18 protein-coding genes and 1 tRNA gene are annotated in these 17,866 nt (G+C 68.1%); 6 read left to right on the forward strand and 13 right to left on the reverse strand.

The genetic code is table 11. The features are described 5' to 3' along the window. Positions 1-322 precede the first annotated feature (322 nt). Both QAD21_RS00130 and QAD21_RS00135 read right to left on the reverse strand, forming a co-directional pair. Entirely contained in the window at positions 323-757 is a 435-nt protein-coding gene (locus tag QAD21_RS00130) for a DUF4190 domain-containing protein (RefSeq protein WP_280360332.1), read from the reverse strand. 732 nt (positions 758-1,489) lie between these two features. Continuing rightward, positions 1,490-1,669 (reverse strand): hypothetical protein, encoded by a 180-nt coding sequence (locus tag QAD21_RS00135; protein ID WP_211540287.1) that lies wholly within the window; start codon positions 1,667-1,669, stop codon positions 1,490-1,492. A 110-nt stretch (positions 1,670-1,779) separates the two neighbouring features. Here QAD21_RS00135 and QAD21_RS00140 point away from each other — a divergent pair, with 110 nt between their 5' ends. Together QAD21_RS00140 and QAD21_RS00145 are read left to right on the forward strand one after the other, a co-directional pair. Further along, positions 1,780-2,301 carry a peptidylprolyl isomerase gene (locus QAD21_RS00140; protein WP_058253011.1) on the forward strand — a complete coding sequence of 174 codons (522 nt, stop codon included), beginning with the start codon at positions 1,780-1,782 and terminating at the stop codon, positions 2,299-2,301. A 209-nt stretch (positions 2,302-2,510) separates the two neighbouring features. After that, entirely contained in the window at positions 2,511-3,224 is a 714-nt protein-coding gene (locus tag QAD21_RS00145) for a rhomboid family intramembrane serine protease (protein ID WP_280360333.1), read from the forward strand. A gap of 13 nt (positions 3,225-3,237) precedes the next feature. Here the strand turns inward: QAD21_RS00145 and QAD21_RS00150 are convergent, their stop codons facing one another. Both QAD21_RS00150 and crgA read right to left on the reverse strand, forming a co-directional pair. Further along, positions 3,238-3,741: a PH domain-containing protein gene (locus QAD21_RS00150; RefSeq protein ID WP_280360334.1), complete on the reverse strand. Its 504-nt coding sequence runs from the start codon at positions 3,739-3,741 to the stop codon at positions 3,238-3,240. Positions 3,742-3,856: 115 nt separating this feature from the next. Next, on the reverse strand, positions 3,857-4,147 hold the full coding sequence (gene crgA, locus QAD21_RS00155; RefSeq protein ID WP_010843022.1) for a cell division protein CrgA: 291 nt from the start codon (positions 4,145-4,147) through the stop codon (positions 3,857-3,859). A gap of 149 nt (positions 4,148-4,296) precedes the next feature. On the opposite strand from crgA, the gene QAD21_RS00160 reads away from it, so the two are divergent. Further along, positions 4,297-4,956 (forward strand): aminodeoxychorismate/anthranilate synthase component II, encoded by a 660-nt coding sequence (locus QAD21_RS00160; RefSeq protein ID WP_078114064.1) that lies wholly within the window; start codon positions 4,297-4,299, stop codon positions 4,954-4,956. A gap of 160 nt (positions 4,957-5,116) precedes the next feature. Here QAD21_RS00160 and pknB read toward each other — a convergent pair whose 3' ends face one another. From pknB to QAD21_RS00195, 7 genes are all read right to left on the reverse strand, one after another. Then, positions 5,117-7,063 (reverse strand): Stk1 family PASTA domain-containing Ser/Thr kinase, encoded by a 1,947-nt coding sequence (gene pknB / locus QAD21_RS00165; RefSeq protein WP_280360335.1) that lies wholly within the window; start codon positions 7,061-7,063, stop codon positions 5,117-5,119. Between the two features lie 92 nt (positions 7,064-7,155). Beyond that, the gene (locus QAD21_RS00170) at positions 7,156-8,523 is read right to left on the reverse strand and encodes a protein kinase (protein WP_280360336.1); all 1,368 of its coding nucleotides are present in this window, start codon (positions 8,521-8,523) and stop codon (positions 7,156-7,158) included. Continuing rightward, positions 8,520-10,019, reverse strand: a complete 1,500-nt coding sequence (locus tag QAD21_RS00175; RefSeq protein ID WP_280360337.1) for a penicillin-binding protein 2 — start codon at positions 10,017-10,019, stop codon at positions 8,520-8,522. The genes QAD21_RS00170 and QAD21_RS00175 overlap by 4 nt, the downstream gene beginning before the upstream one ends. Next, complete coding sequence (locus QAD21_RS00180; protein WP_280360338.1) at positions 10,016-11,449, reverse strand: FtsW/RodA/SpoVE family cell cycle protein; 1,434 nt, start codon at positions 11,447-11,449, stop codon at positions 10,016-10,018. The genes QAD21_RS00175 and QAD21_RS00180 overlap by 4 nt, the downstream gene beginning before the upstream one ends. After that, positions 11,446-12,960 (reverse strand): PP2C family serine/threonine-protein phosphatase, encoded by a 1,515-nt coding sequence (locus tag QAD21_RS00185; RefSeq protein WP_068971405.1) that lies wholly within the window; start codon positions 12,958-12,960, stop codon positions 11,446-11,448. The genes QAD21_RS00180 and QAD21_RS00185 overlap by 4 nt, the downstream gene beginning before the upstream one ends. Then, positions 12,957-13,421, reverse strand: coding sequence for an FHA domain-containing protein (locus tag QAD21_RS00190; RefSeq protein WP_058253019.1), 465 nt, complete (start codon positions 13,419-13,421; stop codon positions 12,957-12,959). The genes QAD21_RS00185 and QAD21_RS00190 overlap by 4 nt, the downstream gene beginning before the upstream one ends. Before the next feature lie 222 nt (positions 13,422-13,643). After that, positions 13,644-14,963 carry a DUF3662 and FHA domain-containing protein gene (locus QAD21_RS00195; protein WP_280360339.1) on the reverse strand — a complete coding sequence of 440 codons (1,320 nt, stop codon included), beginning with the start codon at positions 14,961-14,963 and terminating at the stop codon, positions 13,644-13,646. Between the two features lie 277 nt (positions 14,964-15,240). On the opposite strand from QAD21_RS00195, the gene QAD21_RS00200 reads away from it, so the two are divergent. Continuing rightward, positions 15,241-15,326: transfer RNA gene (locus QAD21_RS00200), tRNA-Leu, on the forward strand. Positions 15,327-15,479: 153 nt separating this feature from the next. Beyond that, the gene (locus QAD21_RS00205) at positions 15,480-15,914 is read left to right on the forward strand and encodes a DUF309 domain-containing protein (RefSeq protein ID WP_280360340.1); all 435 of its coding nucleotides are present in this window, start codon (positions 15,480-15,482) and stop codon (positions 15,912-15,914) included. A 6-nt stretch (positions 15,915-15,920) separates the two neighbouring features. Here the strand turns inward: QAD21_RS00205 and QAD21_RS00210 are convergent, their stop codons facing one another. After that, complete coding sequence (locus tag QAD21_RS00210; protein ID WP_280360341.1) at positions 15,921-16,469, reverse strand: dihydrofolate reductase family protein; 549 nt, start codon at positions 16,467-16,469, stop codon at positions 15,921-15,923. A 71-nt stretch (positions 16,470-16,540) separates the two neighbouring features. Then, positions 16,541-17,098 carry a TetR/AcrR family transcriptional regulator gene (locus QAD21_RS00215; protein WP_348534474.1) on the reverse strand — a complete coding sequence of 186 codons (558 nt, stop codon included), beginning with the start codon at positions 17,096-17,098 and terminating at the stop codon, positions 16,541-16,543. Positions 17,099-17,135: 37 nt separating this feature from the next. On the opposite strand from QAD21_RS00215, the gene QAD21_RS00220 reads away from it, so the two are divergent. Continuing rightward, positions 17,136-17,831: a lysophospholipid acyltransferase family protein gene (locus tag QAD21_RS00220; protein ID WP_280360343.1), complete on the forward strand. Its 696-nt coding sequence runs from the start codon at positions 17,136-17,138 to the stop codon at positions 17,829-17,831. Positions 17,832-17,866 lie beyond the last annotated feature (35 nt).

Below are 17,866 nucleotides of genomic sequence, written 5' to 3' on the forward strand. Positions count from 1 at the left end.
GAGCAGTCCCACCCCGGCGCGAACCAAGCTCGAATGAAGGCTGTTGGGTACCAACCCGTTTGACCGCTAGGTAGAGCCCGCGCCAGGCAACGACCCCGGCCATCCAAAACCCCACCATCATCCATCCCGCAGCCACCACCGGCCGCCGGGCCACACCCCCACGCCCACACCCATCACAGGACCCTGTTGACACAAACCCTCATAGGCTGCTCAGGGGGCGGGGTGAGGTGCTTGCACGCTCGCTCCTCAGGGGACGGGGTGAGGTGCTCGGAAGCTCGCTCCTCAGGAAGCGGATGGGCGACTCACCGCTCGTCAGTCCGGCTCAGGCGATGAACAGAATCCACCCGTAGACGAGCAGCCCGAAGACGAAGACCCCGGCGTAGGCCCAGCCGACCCAGATGGCGGCGGTGGCGAAGGGGAGACCCGCCTCGCGACGCTGCCGGATCTGGGTGCGCGCACGGTATCCGAGGACCAGTCCCACGATGAAGGTGATCCCGAGGATCGACAACGCCAAGGCCCACAACGCCATCCGATTGACGCGCGGACCGGCACCGGACTGGGGAGCCACGCTGTCCTCCGAACTTCTGGCGGGTTCGACTGCTGAATAGGCCTGGGTCGCCGGGGAGGCAGGGCCCGAGGTCTCGGTGTCCAGGCGGTCGGCGGCGGCAGGTGCGCCGGCCGCGCCGGGACCGTCCACGACGCGGGTATCAGGAGACGGATCGCCGGACAGACCGACTGCCAGTCCGCCCGCACCCACCACCTGTGTCGTGTGATCGTCCCGGTCGGAATCCCGACCGGAGGAGTCCGGTCGTCCGCCCGGCGCTGCACCCGGCCGGGGTCCGGCGAAGGGTGGACGGGAGCCATCTGTGGGCCTATTGCCTTGCGGCGGAGTGCCTTTGGCGAACGGCGCTCCTCCCGGGCCCGACCGTTGACCGGGTGGGGGTCGGCGTCCGGGCGGACCGGATGGCATCGGCGGTCGCGGACCCGGCCCGGGCGGATTGCCGCCTGGGCGCTGCACGGTTGGGTTGGCGCCCGCCACCGGCGCGGCCGGCGCGGGCCCGGGGCCATTCTGCCGCGGACGCGGCGCACCGGGCGGATGCGGTCCCCCGGAGGGACCAGAACGTCCCGAACGAGTCACTGCGCGGCGGGGCCGGTCGCCGGCCCGGCGGGGGCCCGGGTCTGGTGGGTGGTCGACCCCCGGGCGGCGGCGTGAAGTCACCGCGGGGCGCCGGCCGGCCGTCGGAACGGTCGGGAGCGTCGGCTCGCTGCGACGAGGTCGGCGAGCCCGCAGGTCGTGCGGGGGACCGTTCCCACGGCGCCGGGTTGCTCGTCGGTGCGGAGCTCTCGGGCGCCGACCAGGACTCGCGGGTCCGGTCGTCTGCGCCGCCGGACCCCGGCGGCGGGTTCGGGGAGCGCTCGTCGTCTGAGGTCACGAGACCAAATTACCCGTGCGTGGCGAGCGGCCCGGTGTCGCGTCGGCCGCGGCGGGTCACGAAGCCTGCGTCTCGGTGCTCTCGGCGAGCGCCTCGCGGACCTCCTCGATCCGCGGGACGGTCGGGGACACCGGGGCCACCACGCGTCGGGCGCGGCGCAGCGAGCCGGCGACGACGGCGGCGGTGACGGACGCGGCGACCACACCCAGCGCGGTCAAGAGGTAGTTCTTGGACATGGGCTCAAGAGTGCCAGCCGGTGTGCGGCGCTGCCACCCCGCCCGGTGCATCTGCGCACCTCGGGGCCATGTCCCGACCAGCGGATCCGGGTGAGTGGTTGGATGGAGGGATGACTACACCGAAAAGCTCCGCAGTCATCCACACCAATCGCGGCGACATCAAGGTCGACCTGTTCCCGAACCATGCACCCAAGACGGTCGAGAACTTCGTCGGGCTGGCCGACGGCAGCAAGGAGTACAGCAAGCCCAACGCGTCCGGCGGCAACTCCGGCCCGTTCTTCGACGGCTCGGTCTTCCACCGCGTCATCTCCGGTTTCATGATCCAGGGCGGCGACCCGACCGGAACCGGCATGGGCGGCCCCGGCTACCAGTTCGGCGACGAGTTCCACCCGGAGCTGCAGTTCGACCGTCCGTACCTGCTCGCGATGGCCAATGCCGGCCCAGGTACCAACGGCTCGCAGTTCTTCATCACCGTCGGCCCGACCCCGCACCTCAACCGTCGCCACACCATCTTCGGTGAGGTCACCGATCCGGCTTCGCAGCAGGTCGTCGACGCGATCGCCACAACGTCGACCGACCGCAGCGACCGCCCGCTCGACGAGGTCGTCATCGAGAAGATCGAGGTCAACTGACCTCTCCGGAGCACACCGCCCCGCAGCGGGCGGTGTGTTACCGGCATCCCGACCGTCCCACCGGCTTGTCCTGCAGCCGGTGCGGACGGCCGGCGTGTCCCGAGTGCCTGCGTCCGGCATCGGTCGGCCAGCACTGTCTCGAATGCCTCCGCAACGACGGCGTGCAACGGTCGCCGTCGCTCGGCGGCCCACGCCGCGGTGTCCCCGTGATGGCGCGCACCCGCACGGCCCCGACGCAGCCCTACGCCACCTACGCGCTGATCGCGGTCAACCTGCTGATCTTTGCCCTGTGTGTACTCCAGGCCGGCGTGGGCGATCCCGGCGGTGCGGCGATCTTCGGCGCCGGCGACCTCCTCAAGAGCGACGTCGCGACCGGCGAGTACTGGCGACTCCTCACCGCGGGCTTCCTGCATTTCAGCCTCATGCACGTGGCCGTGAACATGCTGTCGCTCTACATCCTCGGCCGCGATCTCGAACTCGCCCTCGGTATCGGCCGATACCTGGCCGTCTACCTGATCGCACTGCTCGGCGGCAGCGCTGCCGTCATGCTCTTCGAGGACGACCGCGCCCTGACCGCCGGAGCCTCCGGAGCCATCTACGGACTCATGGGCGCGATGCTCGTGATCATCCTCAAGGCCCGCGTGTCCCCTGTCCCGGTTCTGCTCATCATCGGCTTCAACGTGGTGCTGTCGTTCTCACTGCCCGGCATCTCGGTCCTCGGGCATCTCGGCGGGCTCGCCTTCGGAGCGGCCGCCACCGCGGCGATCGTGTACCTCCCCGACGCCGTGCTGCCCGCGGGTCGTCGGACTCCCCAGGCCGCGAGTCGCGTCGGCTGGATCGCGCTCGCCGCACTGTTCCTCGTGGCGCTGGGGCTGGGCATCGGCGCGGGCGTCGCGTACGACGGGCTCGTCTACATCCGCTGAGCTGCGGCGCGACCTACCCCTCGTCGACGACGAAGCCGGCGTCGCGCAGCGCGTCGACCACGGTCGGCAGGTCGGTCCCGAGGTCCCAGCGGCTGAAGACCACGAGTCGGGTGTCGTCGCGAGGGCCGACGCCGCGGTCGTGCGCGGTCGTGCCGGCTGCGTCGTCGTCGAGAACGTCGATCTCCAACTGTCCGACCCGCCGGCCGACCCGACGGATCGACAGCGTCCGAATCCGTTCGATGCGTTCTGGGGGGTACGTCCGTTGGCCTCGCAAGGTCCCGAGGACCAGAGCGGGGGTCAGCCCCGATGTGATGGCCAGTCGGGGACGCACCAGCAGGGTGTAGGCGCCGAGCACGAGAAGGAGAATCCCGGCGACGCCCATCAGGACCATGCCGGCCGGATCGGCAGCGGCGACGACCGCCGCCACCACCAACGCGACGCCGCCGAGGCAGCCGGCCAGACCGGCGCCGACGGGGGTCGCCCACGCATGTGTGTAAGAGACCTCGGAGTTATCCACAGGAGTTACTCACAATGGGGATGACTTACACACATGTGATTTCCACAGTGTGGATAACTTACACGCGTGTGTTTCAGCAGCTCAGCGCATTCGACACGCGAACGACCGCCGGCGTCTACCGCCAACGCATCGTCATCAACAGGCCCGCCACCATCAGCGAGAAACCGATCAGGAAGTTCCACGAGTTGAGTTCGGCCATCCAGTGCAGGACCTGGCCCTCGCCGCCGTACGCGGTGGGCGTGGCGGCCAGGTAGTAGACGACGAGCCAGGCGAGACCCAGCACCATCAGGCCGAGCATGACGCCTACATAGATGGTGCTCGAAGGGCCGGCCTTGACCTTGACCGGCGTCCGGCTGGCCGGGTTGATGGTGTAATCGGTCTTCTTCCGGACTTTTGACTTCGGCATGACTTCCTCCGTTGTGCGGCACCGTCGGGGCGGTCGTACGCGGGCGGGAGAAGGTGAGCTCGTCCCCGCCACTGGCAAACACTCGAGATCTACGGTATCTCACCAGGTCGCCGACGCCGACCACCCGCTTCGGCGGTAGCCTTTCTCGCGTGAGTCGCATTCTGGTGGTCGACAACTACGACAGCTTCGTCTACAACCTGGTCCAGTACTTGGGCCAGCTGGGCGTCGAGGCCGTCGTGTGGCGCAACGACGACCCGCAACTCTCCCCGGCCGATCCCGACCATCTGCGCGAGGCCGTTGCCGGATTCGACGGCGTCCTCCTCAGCCCCGGTCCCGGCACGCCCCAGCGGGCCGGGGCGACGATGCCGATGGTCCGTGTCGCCGCCGAACGGGAACTGCCACTGCTGGGTGTGTGCCTGGGACATCAGGCGATCGGTGCGGCGTTCGGCGGCACCGTCGACCGCGCACCCGAACTCCTGCACGGCAAGACCTCACTGGTCTTCCACGACGACGCGGGCGTGCTCGAAGGACTGCCGGATCCGTTCACCGCCACGCGCTATCACTCGCTGACGGTGCTGCCCGAGACGATCCCTGATGAACTCGTCGTCACCGGACGCACCGAGTCGGGCATCGTGATGGCGATGGCCCACCGTGAACTGCCCATCCACGGCGTGCAGTTCCACCCGGAGAGCGTCCTGACCCAGGGCGGTCACCGGATGCTCGCCAACTGGCTCAAGACATGCGGGATCGAGATCGACGAGACCCGCGTGGCCGCCCTCGAAGCCGAGATGGCGACCGCGGTCGGCTGACTTCGGTGGCGAGGTCACCGAAGTGGTTTCGACTCGGCTCCTCGCTCCGCTCGGTGCCGGCTCAACCAGCGGAGACTCGGCTCCTCGACCTCGACGCGCTCCGTCGTCGCTTGCTCGGCCCGGCGGCTCCGCTCGGTGCCGGCTCAACCAGCAGAGACGATCAGTTGGGCAGCAGGCTCGCCTGGCCGACGATGATCGTGATCGAACCGCTCTTGCGGGCCTGGGACCCGGGATTCGGCTCCTGGCCGACGACGCGACCGTCGTCGGGGCTGCCGAGCGGCACGTTGCGGGTCTGCCGCGTCAGCGTCGACCGCTCCCAGCCGGCCCGCTCGAGATCGGCCTGGGCCTCGGCGGGCGTCTTGCCCCGGAGGTTCGGGACGGTGAAGAGGTTGCCCCGCGACACGCTGATCTGCACGGTGCTGCCCTGCTCGGCGGTCGACCCGGGACCCGGTGAGGTGCTGATGACCTCTCCGGCCGGACGCTCGGAGTCGGCCGCGACCACGACGACCATCATCCCGAGCTCTTCCAGCACGGCTCGTGCCTGACTCTCGGACATGCCGACGACATCGCGGACCGTGACCTCGCGCGGGCCGTTGCCCACATTGACGACGACCGCACCGTTGACCGGGACCTCGGCGCCGACGGCCGGTGCCGTCGAGACCACCTTGTCCTTCATCTCGGTCGTCGAATCCACGCGGTCGGTTCGCACGTTGGTGAACCCGAGCACCTTGAGCTGATCCAACGCCTCGGCCGGCGTCTTTCCCACGAGATCCGACGGCAATCGAACACGCTGAGGACCCGTCGAGACATAGAGCGCGACCTCGGATCCCTCGACCGCCATCACGCCCTCACCCGGGGTCGACCGCGTGGCGAGACCGACACCGACGTCGAGGCTCGGTTCCTCCAGCACGCGGACCTCGAAGCCGGCCCGTTCCAGCGAGGCCTGCGCGTCGTCGGAGCTGAGTCCGGAGACCGCCGGCACCGACACCTCCGCCGCCGAGCCCGAACCCCACGGCGACCACAGGAAGAGACCTCCGACGAGCACCACGACGGCGAGCAGCGCGCCGGCCATGAGGAGCCGTGACCGGCGTCGGGGTGTCTCCTCGGTGTCCTCGTCACGGCGGTGGTTTCCGCCGTTGCCGTTCGAGGTGCGGCCCGCGATCGGCCGACGCGGACCGGTCGTCTCCGTCCGGGTGGGCCGGCGCGGTCCGGTGTCGATGAACTCGGTGCGTTCCTCGTCCGAGAGCAGCATCGGCGCCGACGGTTTGCCACCGGCGAGCACCCGGATCAGATCGGCGCGCAGGTCGGCCGCTGATTGATACCGGTTGTCCTTGTTCTTGCTCATCGCCTTGAGGACGACGGAATCGAGTTCGCGCGGGATCTCCGGCCGGACGTGCGACGGCCACGGCGGGTCCTCGTGCACGTGCTGGTGTGCGACGGCCACCGGCGAGTCCCCGGTGAACGGCGGCTCACCGGTGAGCAGCTCGAAGAGCACGCACCCCATCGAGTAGATGTCGCTGCGCGGGTCGACCTTGATGCCACGGGCCTGTTCGGGCGACAGGTACTGCGCCGTACCCATGACCGCGGACGTTTGGGTCATCGTCGACGTCGAGTCGCTCATCGCGCGGGCGATGCCGAAGTCCATGACCTTGACGGCGCCGGACTTGTCGATCATCACGTTCGCCGGCTTCATGTCACGGTGGACGATGCCGTTGCGGTGCGAGAAGTCCATCGCCGCGGCGACATCGGCCATCCACGTCATCGCCTGCCGCGGCGAGATCGGACCGTTGGCGCGCAACACATCCCGCAGGGTGTCACCGTCGACGTACTCCATCACGATGAACGGCAACGGGCCGTCCTCGGTCTCGGCCTCGCCGGTGTCGAAGACCTGCACGATCGTGGGGTGGTTCAGCTTCGCGGCGTTCTGGGCCTCGCGGCGGAACCGGAGATAGAACGACGGGTCACGGGCGAGGTCGGCACGCAGCACCTTCACCGCGACGTTGCGGTGCAGCAGCAGGTCGCGCGCATAGTGCACCTCGGACATGCCACCGAAACCCAGCGTTTCGCCGAGTTCGTAGCGGTCGGAGAGGTGGTGTGGTGTCGACATCGGCCTCGGTGGTTCGCCCCTCAGGATCTCTGGTCAGAACGGGTCAATCGGAAACTATCGGCTCATACCCACGGCTCGCACTCGGTGACCCATCAGCACAGCGGTGAGAACGGTACGCCGGGGAAACACGGGGTTCCGGTGGCGGCACCGGGGTCCGGCGGCGGCTCGGAGGTGTCGGTCTGCTGACGCGGCGTGGTCGTCTCCGTCGACGTCTCTTCGCTGGTCGTCTCTTCGCTGGTGGTCGTACGGGTCGTACGTCGAGTCGTGGTCGGCTCGTCGGGCTCCTCGGTCGGTTCCACCGCGGTCGTGGTCTCGACGACCGTCGTCGACGGCGGCGGCGGTGTCGCCGCGTCCCCGTTCCCGCTGTTCACCAGGTAGAACCCGATGAGCCCGATGGCACCGACGAGAAGGGCGGCCGCGATGCCGGCCAGGACCTTCTGACCGGTGGTCCAGCTGTTGTCCGGCGGCGGTGGCGCCACCGCGGTCCGCGACGTCGGCCGAGGAGTCACCGGCCGCGAGGCCGCACCCGTCGGGGTGGCCCCACGAGCGACTGCGGCGCCGAGCGCGGCGGCTCCGGCTGCGCCTGCCGCGGCACCGGCGATCGCGCCCGGCCGCGGCGGGCGACGCCCGGCACGCACGGCGGCGACCGCGTCGGCGAACTCGCCACCGTTGGCGTAACGCTGCCGCGGATCCTTGGCCATCGTGATCTCGATGAGCTCGCGGACCCCGGACGGCAGGTTCGTCGGCAGGGGTGGCGGTGCTTCCCGGATGTGCTTCATCGCGACGGTGATCGCACCGTCGCCGAGGAACGGACGACGCCCGGTGAGGGCCTCGTAGCCGACGACACCGAGCGAGTAGACATCCGACGCCGCGGTCGCCTCGTCGCCGGTGGCCTGCTCCGGGGAGATGTACTGCGCGGTACCCATGACCATCCCGGTCTTGGTGACCGGGGCGGAGTCGACGGCCTTGGCGATGCCGAAGTCGGTGATCTTCACCTGGCCGACGGGGGTGATCAGGATGTTGCCGGGTTTGACGTCGCGGTGGACGAGTCCCTGGCTGTGCGCGGCCTGCAGGGCGCGGCCGGTCTGCTCGAGCATGTCGAGCGTGTTGGTCAGCGACAACCGCCCGAGGCGGGAGATCACCGAGTTCAGGGGCTCACCGTCGACGAGTTCCATCACCAGGTACGCGAGCGGGTCGCCGCCGTTGTAATCCGGGGTCTCGCCGTAGTCGAAGACGTTCGCGATCCCGGGGTTGTTCAGCTTCGCGGTGGTCTGGGCCTCCGCGCGGAACCGCGCGATGAACTCCGGATCGCTGGTGTACTCGGCCTTGAGGACCTTCACCGCGACGCGACGATTCAGGCGCGTGTCGAGCGCCTCCCACACCTGGCCCATGCCGCCCGTGGCGATCAGGCGGATGAGTCGATACCGGTCGCCGATGGTGGTGCCGCTCTGCAGGCTCATCGACTGCCACCTCCCACCAGTGAGTTGATCACTTCTCGTCCGATCGGCGCCGCGACGGTCCCTCCGACCGAGTCCGCGCCGAATTGTCCATTCTCCACCACGACGGCCACCGCGATCTGTGCGTTCGACGACGGTCCGAAGGCGATGTACCACGAGAACGGGGTGTCCGTGCTCGATCCGCTCTCCGCCGTACCGGTCTTCGACGCGATCGACACCGGGCCGCCCGCGCCGGCCGTCGACCGCTCCGACTCGATCATCATCAACGTCAGCTCGGCGGCCTGCTCGGGCGTGATCGGCTTGTTGGCCGTCGTCGGCGGTGTGGTCTGCAGGGTCCGCAGGTCCGCCGCCTGCAACTTGTCGACCAGGTACGGCTGCATGCGCACACCTCCGTTGGCCACCGTCGCGGCGATCATCGCGTTCTGTAGCGGGGTGAGCCGGACGTCACGCTGGCCGATGGACGCCTGCGCGAGGACGTCGAGGGACGGGATCTGCCCGACCGTCGAGTCGACGACGGGCATCGGGATGTCGGGGCCGGGCTGGTCGAGGCCGAACAGGCTCGCGGTCTCGGTGAACTTGGGGATCGCGTCGGACATCTTCTCGGTCACCAGTTCGGCGAAGGCGGTGTTGCACGAGTACTTGAACGCCGTCTCGAGCGACACGGTTCCGCCCGACGACCCGGGGCAGGTCTCGCCGCCGTAGTTCGGGAGGGAGACGTCGGTGCCCGGCAACGGGAAGGTCGGAGCTGCGGTGAGGCGGATGCCCGGGGTGATGTTGTCGCGCAGGGCCGCGGCCGAGGTGACGACCTTGAAGGTCGAGCCGGGCGGGTAGAGCTGGCTGATCGCGCGGTTGAGCATCGGCTGCGCGGTGTCGCCGGGCCGGTTCCACGCCTCCCAGCTGCTCTCGCGGACCTCCTGGTCGTGGCTCGCGAGCCGGTTGGGGTCATAGCTCGGCGTCGAGACCATCGCCAGGATCTTGCCGGTGTTCGGCTGCAGCGCCACGACGGCCCCGCGGCACGGACCGTCGCACGGCCCGTTGAGCATGGCCTGGTACGCGGCCTGCTGCACCTTGGGGTTGATCGTCGTGACGACGTTGCCGCCGCGCGGGTCGCGCCCGGAGAACATGTCCATGAACCGCTGACCGAAGAGCCGGTCGTCGGAGCCGTTGAGAATGCTGTTCTCGTAGTGCTCGATCTGGCTCGCGAGGTACTGGAACGAGTAGAAACCGGTGACCGGGGCGAACGCCTCGGCGCCCTCCCGCGGGTACTGGCGCAGGAACTTCAGGCGGCTCTCGATCGGCACCGACAACGCGATCACCGTGCCGTCGGCGGTCGTGATCAGGCCGCGCTGCCGGGAGTACTCGTCGAGCAGCACCCGATTGTTGCGGGTGTCGGTCTTGAGGGCGTCGGCCTTGAACACCTGCACGTAGGTGGCGTTGGCGAGCAGGGCGATGATCATCACGATCACCGCCATCGACACATTGCGGATGGGCTTGTTCATCGGCGCTTCACCACCTGCGTCGGCAGTGCCTCGACGGGCTTGGGCGCGGGCCGCTTCTTCCCGGGATCGGGCTCCCGCGCGGCGTTCGAGATCCGGATGAGCAACGCGACCAGGATGTAGTTGGCCAGCAGCGACGATCCGCCGTAGGACAGGAACGGCGTCGTGAGACCCGTCAGCGGGATCAACTTGGTGACGCCGCCGACGACGACGAAGATCTGCATCGCGATGGTGAATGCCAGACCGGTCGCCAGGAGTTTGCCGAAGCTGTCGCGGACGGCGATGCCGGTCCGCAGCCCGCGGTGGATGAAGATCATGTACAGCAGCAGGATCGCGGTGAGGCCGGCCAGGCCGAGTTCCTCGCCGATGGTCGAGATGATGAAGTCGGTGTTGGCGAACGGCACGATGTTGGGCCGGCCCGAACCGAGTCCGGTGCCGAACAGTCCGCCCGTGGCCAGACCGAACAGGCTCTGCCCGATCTGGTAGCCCGAGCCGTCGAAGTCCTCGAAGGGGTTCAGCCACACCGAGACCCGGGTCTGCAGGTGCGAGAAGATCGACCACGCGAAGACCGCGCCGATCGCGAAGAGCCCGATGCCCAGCACCAGCCACTCGACACGCGAGGTGGCCACGTAGAGCATCGTCAGGATGGTCGCGAAGATCAGCAGCGACGTACCCAGGTCTTTCTGGACCACCATGACGGCGATGGCGATGGCCCAGGCAGCCAGCAGCGGACCGAGGTCACGGGCGCGCGGGAGGTCGACACCGAGCACGTGCGGACCGGCGGTGATGAACAGATCACGCTTGGAGACCAGCACCGCGGCCGCGAAGATGATGATCAGGATCTTGGAGAACTCACTGGGCTGGATCGAGAAGAACGGCGTGATGATCCAGTTCTTCGATCCGTTGATCTCCGAGAACGCGCTGGGCAGGATCGCCGGGATGATCAAGAAGACCAGTCCGCCGAGGCCGAGCGTGTAGGCGTACCGCGAGAGCGTGCGGTGGTCGCGGATCAGGATGAGCACCGCGGAGAACGCCACGATGCCGAGCACTGCCCACAGCAACTGCTGATCGGCGTTGCGGGTCGCCTCGGTGGCGTTCACCGACTCCCCGGTGTTGCCCGTGCCGAGGTCGAGACGATGGATCAGGACCAGGCCGAGACCGTTCAGGACGGCCACGACGGGCAGCATGATCGGATCGGCGTGGGGTGCGTAGCGGCGAACCACCAGATGGGCGACCCCGAACAGTGCGGTGTACGCGGCGACGTACTTGAGGATGTCCCAGGTCAGGTTCTGGCCCTGGGCGGCTTGGACGATGAGCAGCGCCACCGTCACCAGGCCGATGGCGAATCCCAGGAGCAGCAGTTCGGCGTTGCGGCCGGTGCTCGTGGCGGGATGGCGTGGCGGGGCGTGCGGGGCGGGCGCGGCTTGAGTCATCTCACCTGCTGCCGGCAGCTCGTGACGGCGTCCTGGTCAGGTGCGGGCGTGTCGGCCGGCCCGGCGTTGCCGGTGGACGGTGCCACCGATTCGGTGGCGCCCTGCTGCGGGATGCCCGGTGCCGGCGCCGCGGTGGCGCGGGGTGCCGGGGCGGACGGATCGGTGCTCGGCGTCGACTCCGACGGTGCCGGTGCCGGGGGAGTCGGCGCGGGGGAGGGCGACGAGGGTGCGTTGTCGCAGCGGAAGGTGAGCTCGTCGGTGACGACGCCTTGGATCTGTTCTTCGCTCTTGTTCCGGATCATCACGTTCTTGACCGACTGGGCAGGTCCCGACACCAGGTCGTCGACGTTGAGCGGGAACTCGCAGGAGGCGTCGTAGGAGATGAACGTGTAGCTCGGTTCCGCCTGGTCGAGATCTTCGACGCAGACGCGCTGCACCGGGTTGCTCATCGACAGGAAGAAGACCTTCTCCGGTGAACCCTGGTAGATGAGCACATCGCCGGTGTCGTCGGCGGCCACGTAGTAGTTGCTGCGCACGATGGCGCGGACGACGAAGATGCCGACGACGAGCGCGGCGATCACGGCCAGCGCGACTCCGGCGACGATCCAGCGGCGGTACTTGCTCTTCTGCTTGGCGGGGGGCTCGTCCTCGGTCAGCACCGTCGGACGCTGCGGTTCGGCAGGCGGCGGGCGTAGTGCCGCGGCGCGTCCCGCGGCGGTGGCGGGATCGGGGGTGTAGATCTCCTCGTTGCCGCCGGCCGCCCCGCCGACGATCGGTCGCGAGTCGCCGTACTGGGTGTCGACGACGTCGGCGAGGACGACGGTCACGTTGTCGGGGCCGCCCCCGCGCAGTGCGAGCTCGATGAGGCGGTCCGCGCACTCCTTGGGGTCAGCGATGGAGCCGAGGGTCTCGGCGATGGTGTCCTCGGTCACGACGTCCGACAGGCCGTCGCTGCAGAGCATGTACCGGTCACCCGCGCGCGCTTCCCGCATGGTGAGGGTCGGCTCGACCTCGGTGCCGGTCAGCGCGCGCATGATCAGCGAACGCTGCGGGTGGGTGTGTGCTTGTTCGGCGGTGATCCGACCTTCGTCGACGAGGGTCTGGACGAACGTGTCGTCGCGGGTGATCTGGGTCAGGGCACCGTCGCGATACATGTAGCCGCGAGAATCGCCGATGTGGCACAACCCGATTCGGCTACCGGCGAAGAGGATCGCGGTGAGCGTGGTGCCCATGCCGTCGAGTTCGGGTGACTCCTGCACCTGCGCGGCGATCGCCTCGTTGCCGGCTCGGGTGGCGCTGTCGAGCTGGGTGAGCAGGTCGCCGCCGGGCTCGTCGTCGTCGAGCGTGCTCAGCGCGCGGATGACCAGTTGGCTGGCGACTTCGCCGGCCGCGTGGCCGCCCATGCCGTCGGCGAGTGCGAGCAGGCGCGGACCCGCGTAGAAGGAGTCCTCGTTGTTGGACCGAACGAGACCGCGGTCGCTGCGCGCGATGTAGCGCAACACAAGTGTCACGGGCGCAACTCGATCACGGTCTTGCCGATGCGGATCGGCGTGTTCAGCGGCACCTTGACCGCGGTTGTCACCTTGGAACGATCGAGGTAGGTGCCGTTGGTGGAGCCGAGGTCTTCGACGTACCAGTCGTCGCCGCGTCGCGAGAGCCGCGCGTGCCGTTCGGAGGCGTAGTCGTCGGTGAGCACGAGCGTCGAGTCGTCCGCGCGTCCGAGCAGGACCGGTTGCTGGCCGAGGCTGATCCGTGTGTTCGCCAGTGCACCGTGGGTCACCACGAGGTAGCGGGCCGCGCCGCGGACGCCACCACCGCGGCGTCGTTTCTCCGAGCCGCCCGAGTACCGGGGCATACGCAGACCGCCGGCCGACGCGATGTCGGCGCGCAGGGTGCGGATCACGGCGAAGACGAACAACCAGAGCAACAACAGGAACCCGATGCGGGTCAGTTGCAGCACCAAGCCCTGCATGTCGTGTTCACCTCCAGCGCGTTCCGTCTCGGTCGGGTCGTACCCGCGGCAGCAGTCGTCGGACCGCCGATCGAAAGGAGCGGACCCGACTGCATCTTATGGGCAGATCCGCCGAACCCGGTCATTCGGATATGACAGTTCAGTATCAACCGGCCGGAGTGGTCTCTGGCCGGTGTCGACTGCCGCGCGCCCGCGGTGGGCGTGCGCTCGGCGTATGCGGGTCTACTGGAACCGGACGGTGATGTCGGAGTGTCCGACGCGGATGCGGTCGCCGTCGGCGAGTTCCCAGGTGTTCACCTGGAGATCGTTGACGGTGGTGCCGTTGGTCGAGTTGAGGTCGGTGAGCATGGCGGTCGCACCGTCCCAGCGGATCTCCACGTGACGGCGCGAGACGCCGGTGTCGGGCAGACGAAACTGTGCGTCCTGTCCGCGGCCGATCACATTGGATCCCTCGTGCAGCTGGAAGGTGCGGTTGCTGCCGTCTTCGAGCAGCAGCGTGATCGACGACGGGGCGTACCCGGCTGCCGGCCGGCCCGCGCCGTAACCCTGGTCGTAGCCGCCCTGGTAGTCGTATCCGGCGGGCTGCTGACCATAGGCCTGCTGGCCGTAGCCCTGCTGCTCATAGCCCTGCTGGCCGTAACCCTGGTCGTAGGCGGGCTGCTGGCCGTAGCCCTGCTGGTCGTAACCCTGCTGTCCGTAGCCGGGCTGTTGACCGTAACCCTGGTCGTAGCCTTGCTGGCCGTAACCCTGCTGCTCATAGCCCTGCTGGCCGTACCCGGGCTGCTGGCCATAGGCCTGCTGGTCGTAGCCCTGCTGGCTGTAACCCTGCTGTCCGTAGCCGGGCTGCTGGCCGTAACCCTGGTCGTAGCCTTGCTGGCCGTAACCCTGCTGGTCGTATCCCTGGTCGTAACCGGGCTGCTGACCGTACTGGTCGTAGCCCTGCTGGCCGTAACCCTGGTCGCCCTGCTGTCCCGATCCCTGGCCGTACTGGTCGTACGCGGGATCGGCGCCCCTGCGCTGGTCGTATCCGGGATTCTGAGTCATCTTGGGGGCTCCTTGGTCGGGGGCGTCGGTAGGTGGGGGAACAGGGGCCGGGCGTCCGACCGGCGGGCCGGGGACCGGTGCACCGTGCGGTTGTTCCGAACGTGCTGCCACCGGGCGGGGCCGCGCGTCCGGGTTGACCGTGCCGCGTGCGCGGAAGATCCCCGTGTGCAAGGACGGCGATTGCTCGAACTCTACGACGACCTTGCCGTAGGTCTGCCACCCGTTGTCCTTGATGAAGTTTTCCAAATGCTTCGAGAAAGTCTTGCGGTTCAGCTCGTATTCCGCAGCGATGTGCTGATGATCGGTGGGACTGAACAGCAGCGTGTAGCTGTTGGCCGCAAGGACCGTACCGTCACCGAGGTTCTCGAGCGACTCCTCGGCTTCTCGCTGTAGCCCGTTCTCGATCTCCTGCGGGGCCACCTGACCACCGAAGACACGGGCAAAACCGTCGTCAACTGCACCTTCGAGCTTGCGTTCCAGTCGTTGCAGGATCCCCACCGAGACCTCCTTTCGCGGCAATAGAGCGTGTCGCCGTGCATCTGGCCTTGGTTGATGATAGCGACATCAACGGCCAACTGTGCCACCAAGGCAACTGGTGCACCGTCTGCAACACCTGTCCCATTGGTGTGTATTCGGCATCTGACGTAACCCGACGTAGTGCGCAAATGCAACGTCGGAGATCGAGTTTTGTTTCGGTGGCGGCGTGCTGCTATCGTCGTCCAGTCGCCGGACACACCCAGTTCGACGACATGCCCACCGGAACTCCGGTGGCCACGGGCGAGTGGCGGAATGGCAGACGCGCTGGCTTCAGGTGCCAGTGTCCTTCGGGACGTGGGGGTTCAAGTCCCCCTTCGCCCACCATGAGCGGACAAGGTCAGGTTGCACACGGCAGCCTGACTTTTCTCGTTTCCGGAGCCTTCAGATGGGTACCGTCCTGTCGTTCACAGATCCTGCGTCGACTGCGTGAGACCGGTTGACCGACAGGATGCGATCACACGGCCCAGGAGGTGCTCGGTGTCCGACGACCGCGATCGCGACCCCGATGGCCGCGCGCGCCAGGCCCGGCCGCGCGACGAGTTGGGCCGGCCGTTGCCGTATGGCGCGCAGGGCGTCGAGCCGGTGTCCGAGGAACCGTTGCCGCCTGATGAGACGATCGCGCTCGCGTGGCAGTTGCTCGAAGAGGGGCGGCCGTTCTCGGCGCACGAGGTGTTCGAGACACGGTGGAAGTCGTGTCCGCCCGAGGAGCGGCCGCTGTGGCAGGGACTCGCGCAACTCTGCGTCGGGCTGACGCACCACCGTCGGGGTAACGCCGTCGGTGCCCGCCGTCTGTACGACCGGGCGGCTGCGCGGTTGGAGGAATACGAGCAGTCTCATGGTCTGACGTACGGGATGGATCTCGCGGCCATCCGCGACCGTGCGTTCGCGGAGATCAACTCCGACCCCGCCTGAATCGGGTCACACCGTTCGATACCGCAGCAGCGAGACGCCCAGCTCGAAACTCTTGGTGTCGACGAGCCGCAGTGTCGGGATCTCCAGGCCGTCCGGGAACAGACGCCGTCCCGTGCCCTGGACGGTCGGGTAGACGAACAACCGGTATTCGTCGACGAGACCGGCTTCGATCAGCGTGTGGCAGAGGCTGATGCTGCCGGTCACGACGATGTCCTTGCCGTCGGCCTTCTTCAGCGCGGTCACCTCGTCGACGAGATCGCCGGACAGCACGGTCGAGTTCTGCCACTCCGGGTCGGTCATCGTGCTTGACACCACGTACTTGGCGACGGTGTTGAGATAGTCGGTGACGCCGGTGGCGTCGTCGGTCTGGTGCGGCCAGAAGCCGCGGAAGTCCTCGAAGGTCTGCCGGCCGACGAGCAGCGCGTCGGCCTCGGCGTCCTGCCGGTGCGACTCGGCCATGAGGTCCGGTGCCTCGACGGTCGGGTCGAACCAGTTGGTCAACATCTCGATCGAACCGTCGAGCGTCATGTTCTGGGTGATCGCCAGCGTGCGCATGCTTCTCCCGGGGGTCGTTGACGTGGTCTCCCAGATATCGACCGGCGGGCCGGTCGATAGTCATCGGACGGTCAGTGAGATGGGTGCAAGCTGCTCGTGACGACGCGCTGGACCAGCTCGCCGTCGTCGACTCCTGGGACGGCCAGGCCAAGCGCCCCTGTCGAGGAGAGCATCGCGATCCCGTGTACGCCGACCCACAGTTCCGCGGCGCGCAACTCGAGGTCTTGGTCTGCGCCACTCTCCTCGATCAACGACGCCAGCCATGTGAACAGCGGCCGCGACGTGGTGCGGAGGTCCGAGCCGCCACCCTCGAGTAGATCGTGCCGAAAGATCAACGCGAACATGGCGGGTCGGCGACGGGCGAACGCGACGTACGCGAGTGCGACTGGCAGGACGCTTCCGGGAACCCCGCCGGCCGCACGCAGCAGTTCCGACGACAGGTCCTCGAGACCTTCACTCGCGATGGCGGCCAGGAGCGAGCGATGCGTCGGAAACCATCTGCGGGGCGCTCCGTGGGAGACGCCGGCGCGGCGCGCGATCTCGCGCAACCCGACATCGGGTGAACCGGTCTCCTCTAACAACTCGACGCCGGCACGAACCAACCTGGCCCTGGTTTTCGCTGACTCCACGTAGACAGTGTCACCCATCTTCCGGTAGACACTGTCTATGCGCGTGAGAATCAAGCTGGCATACGCCCTGTGTCGGTACCTCCTCGTCGGTCCGGCCCTCGTCCTGTGGGCGCAACCCTGGATCGTGGGCCGAGATCATCTCCCCGCAAGCGGACCGGTGATCTTGGCTGCCAATCACCTCTCGGTGCTCGATTCCTTCTACTTGGCTCTCGCCGCGCGTCGCCCGGTGACGTTTCTCGCCAAAAGCGACTACTTCGAACGGCGCGGCCCAGTCGGTCGCCTGCAACGCTGGTTCTTTCTCACCCTGGGGCAGATTCCGGTCGATCGGCGCGGAGGCCCGGGAGCGTCTTCGGCGCTCCGGCAAGCCGTGAACATCCTGGATGAGGGTGGGATCTGGGGAATCCATCCCGAAGGGACGCGCTCGCCGGACGGTCGTATGTACCGGGGACGTACTGGCGCCGTTCGCGTGGCGCTGCGCACCGGCGCGCCGCTCGTACCGGTGGCGATTTCCGGGACCGGTCGTTTTGCTGCTCCTTCAGGAAGACGACGCCGGGTCACGATCGAGTTCCTACCCGCGTTGGACCTGAGGTGTGGTGACGACGCAGCAGAAGCCTTTATCCGTCAGGCGACCGACGAGTTGATGGCAACCATCTGTCAGCGATCCGGTCAGATCTACATCGACGAATACGCGCGGCGATGGACTCGCGACGAGCGGAGTCCAGACGCAGCGTGAGCCAACGGGCGGCCTTGGGACCTCTCTGGCGCCAC

The organism is Gordonia sp. SMJS1 (assembly GCF_029866425.1).
Lineage (GTDB): Bacteria > Actinomycetota > Actinomycetes > Mycobacteriales > Mycobacteriaceae > Gordonia > Gordonia hongkongensis.